We start from the raw sequence: 6,441 nt of genomic DNA, 5'->3' as shown, positions 1-6,441 counted from the left end.
CGAATGGATGCGAGCGCCACGACTTGACGCGCCTTCGATCGCCGAACTCCCCGTATTGGGAGTCTCACCATAAGGCACGTTCGGGAGAGCTCTCCAGAACCTGCCGTAATCGTCACTGCCCCAAGTGCCAGAGCGTCGCCGCGCAGCGTTGGCTCGATGCGCGCCAAGCCGATCTGCTGCCGGTCGAGTATTACCACGTCGTGTTCACGCTGCCGGCGCCCGTCGCCGACATCGCGTACCAGAACAAGGCCGCCATCTACGGCCTGCTGTTCGACCTGGCCGCGGAAGTGTTGTTGACGATCGCCGCCGATCCCCGGTACCTGGGCGCAAGGATCGGCGCCACACTGGTACTGCACACCTGGGGCTCGGCGCTGACCCACCACCCGCATGTGCACGGCATCGTGCCCGGTGGAGGGCTGGCCTCCGATGGCAAGACCTGGGTGGCGTGCCGCCCCGGATTCTTCCTGCCGGTGCGGGTGCTGTCGCGCTTGTTCCGGCGCCGCTTCTTGGAAGAGCTGCAGCGGATGCACGAAGGTGGCAAGCTCCAGTTCTTCGGCGAGCATGCCCGACTGGGCGACGCGCGGGCCTTCAAGGCGTGGCTCGCGCCGCTGCGCAAGGTCGAGTGGGTTGTCTATGCCAAGCGGCCCTTCGCGGGGCCACAGGCGGTGCTGGCCTACCTGTCTCGCTACACCCACCGGGTGGCGATCTCCAACAGCCGCCTGCTTGCGCTGGACGAGCGCGGCGTGAGCTTCCGGTGGAAGGACTACCGCGCCAAGGGCAAGACGCGCTACAAGGCCATGACGCTGTCGCCCCAGGAGTTCATGCGCCGGTTCCTGCTGCATGTGCTGCCCGGTGGCTTCCATCGCATTCGCCATTACGGGTTATTGGCCAATGGCTCGCGCAAGGCGAGTCTGGCGGCAGCGCGCGAACTCTTGCATGCGGTGCCAGTGCCAACCGAGATGGGCAGCAGCACCGAAGCCGTCGGTACAGATCTTCACTCCGTACGCCCCACCTTCATCTGCCGACACTGCGGCCACGTCATGGTTATCGTGCAGACCTTTGCTCAGAGTGCGCCGATCCGCGCACCACCACCGCCATGACCGGCTCTACAGCCCAACTGGACTCGGTGCCGATGAGCGGTGCGCTCGTCAGCGGGGTCAACGCGTGCCGCCACCAGCCATCAGTTCAATGCAGCCGCTGGCGCGCGTTGCAGCATGCGCGGCGTAGCACTGCGAAGGATCGATCCGGACAAGCTGGGTATGCGCATATCGGTCACCCGCAGCCAAAGACCAACCCGCGCACGCCCAAATCCCCATAGCTTCTGCGCCCTGAACACGCGCGCTGGGCTTGCCTCCGCGGTTTCCTCCCTCGAGGCTTGTGGGACACCTGCCCTACGGTCGTGTCGTGCATCACTTGCGCCAGTCTCCGGGCAGGTATCCCACAACCCTAAACAACTCCGGTAGTGGTAGGAGGAGCAGCGTACGATTCCTACCGCAGCGAACCATAAGTCAAAAAAAAGTTGGAAAGGAATAGCCAGTGACCCGTAGGTCTCTGGCTCTAAGGCTTATTTGCGACCAGCAAGTCTCCGGATCGTCAGAATCGCCTACAAGGGCACTAGCCTGCCGGAATGACTCGGGACGGTTGACACTCGTGTTCGCTGCCCTACGCCTCACCAGAATCGCCACCAAGGTCGCAACCTTTCTTCAAGTGGTCGGATGTCTAGGGTGGAGAAAGATGACTTCGGGTTACCCCATCGGCGACGAATCTCGGCCTCCAAGGCGTGAGCCCGGCCCCGCGCATCCTTGTCGCCTTGCGGAGACCGCCTGCGCCATTCGTGCGCGAGCACAAGCAACTCATCGTCGGTGAATTCAGCGAACTCGTCCATCTGGCTGATTTTGCCCAAGCGTCCGGAGATCCCGAGCAGCGCCAAAGCGACGACATCTAAATGCTGGACCGTCCATGAGGAAGTTTCCTATCGGGCTCGAGCCGCAGGCTCGGGCGGCTGCCCCGGGGAAGCTGCCGAACTACAGGGTCTTGGCGTAAAACGTCGTCAGCTTGTACATGGCGACGTCCACGTACTTCGGAACCCAATAGGTTTCAATGTGCGTGGCACCTTCGATCTTGAACAGTTCCTTGTCCTGCGTGCCCGAGGCCTTGGGGAAGGCGTCTTCGCTCATGTAGAGGCTGTCGGCCTTGCTGCCGGCAATCATCAGCAGCGGCTTGTCGATCACCTCGATCAGGTGCGTCGCGTCGCAGCGCATGAGGTCCAGCAGGCTGCTGGTGGTGTACTTGAAGTTTGCGCCCGGGTGGGCGTGCGTCTTCCAGTAGTACTCATAGCCCTGCCGGTACATCTCGAACGGCAGTGCGGCGATCCTGCGCATCGGTCATGTCGGCGTCGCCCGAATGTCGTCAAAGGCAAGCAGCAGCGCCTGCCGCAGCGCCTGTCCCTCCTTGTTCGCACGAATGGCCTTGCAGAAGGGATGCCTCTTGTCGCTCTCGAGCTCGAAGACGGGGCCGTTGGAGCGTGCGATGGCATACGTCGCACGCACCGCGTCTTTCACGTTTTGAGCCATCTCGTGCTCCTTGCCGAGGACGGTCGTCTGCGTCAGTCGTCCCTTGCTGTTCAATCCATAGACATACGCGTGTCGCTTGGGAGTCGCCCTGTCGAACAGGGCGCGTTCATAACCTTTTGAAATCACTTTTCTTCTCCGCTTTTTCGGTGTGCTTGTGTCCGATGTGACGCACGAAGCCGCGACGCTCATCGCCGCAGTTCCTGCGGGGCGTCGTGACCTGCCCCCTCCCAGCCATACCAGCGTAATGGCAGTGAAGTCCGTCAACTTGGAAAATGGCGGACATGAGAAAGAGCAGATTCACCGAACAGCAGATCATCGGTTGCATCAGGCAGGCCGAGGCCGGCCTCCCGATCAAGGAGTTGCGCCGCGGGGGCGGCTTCAGCGGCGCGAGCTTCTACAGGTGGCGCGCCAAGTACGGCGGCGAGGAATGTGCGAGCGGCGGCGTTTCGCCTGGATTTCGGGAACCTGCCATACGCTGGTGTTTGGGCGGCCGCCGCGACTTGGCGCTCAAGACTGGTACCAGTCTTTCGCGTTCATCCTGTCAACGTCTGGAGTTGCCGGAAGCAGAACTTCTAGGTTTTCTTGCGGTCGGCTGACGTACCTTGGAAATAAGAGATCGCCCCGGCGAGCCACGAGCCTGTTTGACGGATAAGCGTCTACCTAGTCGGGCGGCGCGGCTCCATGGAAAAAACGGGTTCTCGCAAGTCCGCTGGCCCGCAGCAACTCAAGATGCAAAGGCCGCTTATCAGAACGCGGTTCTTATGCCGACGTCGTACGCCGTGGAGGTATCGGGCGTATACGTTGCATTGCTGATAAAAGCTGGCGGATTGACAACTCGCGAGGCGCCGTTCTTGTTGTTGACCCGCGCCACCGTGGCATATAGCGCCGTCCGCTTGGACAGGTTGTAGATGTAGCCCAGCGCGAGCTTGCCGGCGGTCGGGTCGGCCACGCCGGGCAGGTCGAGGTCGTACTTCAGATGGGAGTAGGCCACCCGGATCAGGCCCGGCCCCACCGGCACCTGCGCACTCACCAGGTAGCCGTTGACGTCGATACGAGTGATGCCACCCGTTGCGGGCATAACTGCGTAGTCACGCACATAGCGCTGCCGCGACAACTCCCCTGACAACTTGACCACCCCGAAGTCGTAGATCGCCATGGCGTTCATGATCTTTACGCTGTCGGTGGTTCCGGCGTAGTAGTTATCGGCGAGCGTGCTCTCCGCGTAAGCGACCGCCACGTCGAGCGCTCCATTGGCGTAGCCGAGCCGACCGCCGACATAGCGCCCGACCCGTGATGGCGCCACCGCGCCGGCATTGACGGCACCCGCGGCATTGACACCGGGCGGGGTCGTGGTGCCGGGGGCGTACTTGACGTTCTCAGGCAGGCCATACATGAACTGGCCATAGACGCCGCCGAGCGTCGGTGGCAGAAAGTACCCCACGGTGTTGCTCGCCCGCGCGTAGTTGCCGTTGGCGTTGTAGACACTGCCCGGAGCGGCGGCGCCGGCCGAGAGCATGAGGCTGGCGCCCGAGCCGATCTGGGTCCACGGATCGGCGATGCTGTCATTCCAGAACGTTGGCGTGTAGTCGCGGCCCAGGCGGATCTCGCCAAAGCCACCCGACAGGCTCACCGTGGAGCGGCGCGCGAAGGTCGCGATACCGTTGGCGCCATCGTCATTGGTGATCGGGGCCTCGAGCCAGAAGCTCGCGGCCAGCCCACCGCCGAGGTCTTCGGTCCCGCGAAATCCAAGCCGACTCGTTGACGTCCCTGAATGACGCAGTTCGGTCTTGCTGACCGTGACGCTGCCACGGTTCACGTACGACGGGTTGGCCAGCGTGGGCACGTTGTTGTCTTTCGACTTGTTGTAGGTGCCGCTGATGGCCGCATCGACCACGCCGAACAGCGTGACGGTCGACTGGGCCGAGGCCGTGCCTGCAATGGCCATCGAAGCCATGGCAACGAGATGTCTTGTTGAATTCAATTTCATGGGTGTCTCTGGTTCTGGTGAATCGTTCGAATCGCCGGGCATGCTAGGAAGCACGACGCGCGTCGCCAAACGTTCTGCATTCCGGAACACGGGGGCTGCCGGCATGACGGCTTCACATGGACGCCATACCAAAACGCCATGTCAGGAGACGACTCCCCGCTCCCAATAATCCTCAACAAGATTTGATTGGAGACACGATGGACATCGTCGACGCCCAGGTGCACGCCTTCTTCAAGCTGCAGGAGAACGAGATGCTCGCGGCAATGGATGCGCTTGGCATCCGCGCAGTGATCATCGACGAGTTGTGGGGCCACCTCGAGAACTGGGTCGCGTGGCCGCACGCGACCCAGGCGAACGGAGTTCGACGTGCGCTGAGCCCGCTGGCGCAGGTCGCCGCGCTGAAACACCCCGACCGCTTCGCCTTCGTTCAGCGCGTGAACCGCGCGGACCCCGAACTGGCCGCGCTCTTTGCGATCCTCGGCACCACACCCGGATGCCGGGCCGTGCGCGTCGACCTTCGCTCGCGCGAGGAACGGCAGGCCTTCGCAAGCGGCGGCTTTGACGAGTTGCTCGGGCTGGCGCGCGAACGCGACCTCACTGTCGGGCTCCATATCCATGGTCGCGACACTGCCGAGGTGCTGCGCGGCACGCTCGGTCGATTCGCCGATGTGCGCTTCGTGCTCGACCACTGCGGCTATCCCAAGGCACCCGAGCAGTGGGACAGCGTGCTGTCGCTGGGCGCGTGCCCCAACCTGTGGTTGAAATGGTGCCACGCGCACCACTTCTTCGAGGCGGGGCCCTACCCGTTTCCAGGACTTCAGAAGCAGTTGCTGCGCGCGGTCGATTCCTATGGTGCCGAAAGGGTGCTGTGGGCCAGTGACATCACGCACGACCACGGCAACGTCAGCTGGGCCGACCTCCTCTACTACGTGCGCGAATCCCCGTCGTTGTCGGCCGGTGATCGCGAATGGCTGCTCTCAAGGGCAGCGCGTGCGGCCTACCAGTGGCCGACAGCGGTAGGTGCCGGCGCCACGGCCGCCTGAGCGATGAACAACACGCTGGTCAAGGGTCTGGGCCTTCTCGAAACGCTGACACGCAGCGGCAAGCCGATGGGCGTCAGCCAGCTCGCATTGGCCACCGGCCTGCCCAAGAGTGGCGCGCACCGGCTTCTCCAGGCACTGGTCGACGCGCAGTACGTGCAACGCTTCGGGTCCGGCACCTACGGCGCAACCATCAAGCTCTGGGGGCTGGGCTCGGCCGCGCTGTCCGGCTTCGACTTGCGCCGCCATGCCGACAAGTTCATGGATGAATTGACGGCACGAACCGGCGAGACCGTCCACCTGTCGGTGCTGGACCACCGGGAAGTCGTCTACGTGCACAAGGTGACCGGACCCGACCCGGTGCCCGCGCACAAGCAGATTGGCGGTCGCGCGCCCGCGCATTGCGTCGCGACCGGCAAGGCCATGATGGCGTTCAAGGGCGCGCACTGGCTGGCGGATGCCGTCATGCACCTCGACGCCGCGACGCCCATGACCCTCACGGTGCCCGACGTGTTCATGGCGCAGATGCAGCGCATCCGGCGCGACGGGTTCGCCGTCAATCACGGTGAATGGCGCCTCGACCTCCACGGCCTGGCCGCGCCGATCTTCGACGCAGCTGGCACGGTGGTCGCCGCGGTCGGCGTCTCGGGTTTCGCGCACCGGTTGCCGCTGCATCGGCTGCATGAGTTGGCAGACGACGTGATGCAAGTGGCGCGCGCCATGTCCCCGGGCCTGGAATGCAGTACGCCGCATGCCGCCCTGCTGGGCGTGACGAGCCATTGGCGCACGGCGGACGTGGGCGGCGCCGAGGCCTCGCCCCTGCCATGACGTTTGTGCATGG

5 protein-coding genes and 2 pseudogenes are annotated in these 6,441 nt (G+C 63.8%); 4 read left to right on the top strand and 3 right to left on the bottom strand.

Annotation, left to right across the window (positions count from 1 at the left end; all coding sequences use genetic code 11):
* Positions 1–1,100, top strand: a 1,100-nt coding sequence (locus HB681_RS31520) for an IS91 family transposase (RefSeq protein WP_256735167.1), incomplete at its 5' end; no start/stop codon positions are given.
* 924 nt (positions 1,101–2,024) lie between these two features.
* Here the strand turns inward: HB681_RS31520 and HB681_RS31515 are convergent.
* Positions 2,025–2,406 (bottom strand): annotated as a pseudogene (locus HB681_RS31515) (alpha/beta hydrolase); the annotation flags it as partial.
* Complete coding sequence (locus HB681_RS31510; RefSeq protein ID WP_213958825.1) at positions 2,385–2,762, bottom strand: hypothetical protein; 378 nt, start codon at positions 2,760–2,762, stop codon at positions 2,385–2,387. The gene HB681_RS31510 and the pseudogene HB681_RS31515, both read right to left, overlap by 22 nt.
* Positions 2,763–2,854: 92 nt before the next feature.
* Here HB681_RS31510 and HB681_RS31505 point away from each other — a divergent pair.
* A pseudogene (locus HB681_RS31505) lies at positions 2,855–2,995 on the top strand (transposase); the annotation flags it as partial.
* A 323-nt stretch (positions 2,996–3,318) separates the two neighbouring features.
* Here HB681_RS31505 and HB681_RS31500 read toward each other — a convergent pair.
* Positions 3,319–4,560 (bottom strand): porin, encoded by a 1,242-nt coding sequence (locus HB681_RS31500; RefSeq protein ID WP_213958824.1) that lies wholly within the window; start codon positions 4,558–4,560, stop codon positions 3,319–3,321.
* A gap of 197 nt (positions 4,561–4,757) precedes the next feature.
* On the opposite strand from HB681_RS31500, the gene HB681_RS31495 reads away from it, so the two are divergent.
* A complete protein-coding gene (locus HB681_RS31495; protein ID WP_213958823.1) occupies positions 4,758–5,603 on the top strand; it encodes an amidohydrolase family protein in 846 nt (281 codons plus the stop codon).
* A gap of 3 nt (positions 5,604–5,606) precedes the next feature.
* On the top strand, positions 5,607–6,428 hold the full coding sequence (locus HB681_RS31490; protein ID WP_213958822.1) for an IclR family transcriptional regulator: 822 nt from the start codon (positions 5,607–5,609) through the stop codon (positions 6,426–6,428).
* Positions 6,429–6,441: the final 13 nt, after the last annotated feature.

Origin of the sequence: Variovorax sp. dw_954 (assembly GCF_018449755.1) — a bacterium.
Taxonomy (GTDB): Bacteria; Pseudomonadota; Gammaproteobacteria; order Burkholderiales; family Burkholderiaceae_C; genus Variovorax.
This window is presented reverse-complemented; position numbering and strand designations above follow the sequence as displayed.

What these genes read in the sequence shown, in the direction of transcription:
- HB681_RS31510 (WP_213958825.1), bottom strand. Translation starts at nt 2,762, where the DNA reads ATGAGCGTCGCGGCTTCGTGCGTCACATCGGACACAAGCACACCGAAA.
- HB681_RS31500 (WP_213958824.1), bottom strand. Translation starts at nt 4,560, where the DNA reads ATGAAATTGAATTCAACAAGACATCTCGTTGCCATGGCTTCGATGGCC.
- HB681_RS31495 (WP_213958823.1), top strand. Translation starts at nt 4,758, where the DNA reads ATGGACATCGTCGACGCCCAGGTGCACGCCTTCTTCAAGCTGCAGGAG.
- HB681_RS31490 (WP_213958822.1), top strand. Translation starts at nt 5,607, where the DNA reads ATGAACAACACGCTGGTCAAGGGTCTGGGCCTTCTCGAAACGCTGACA.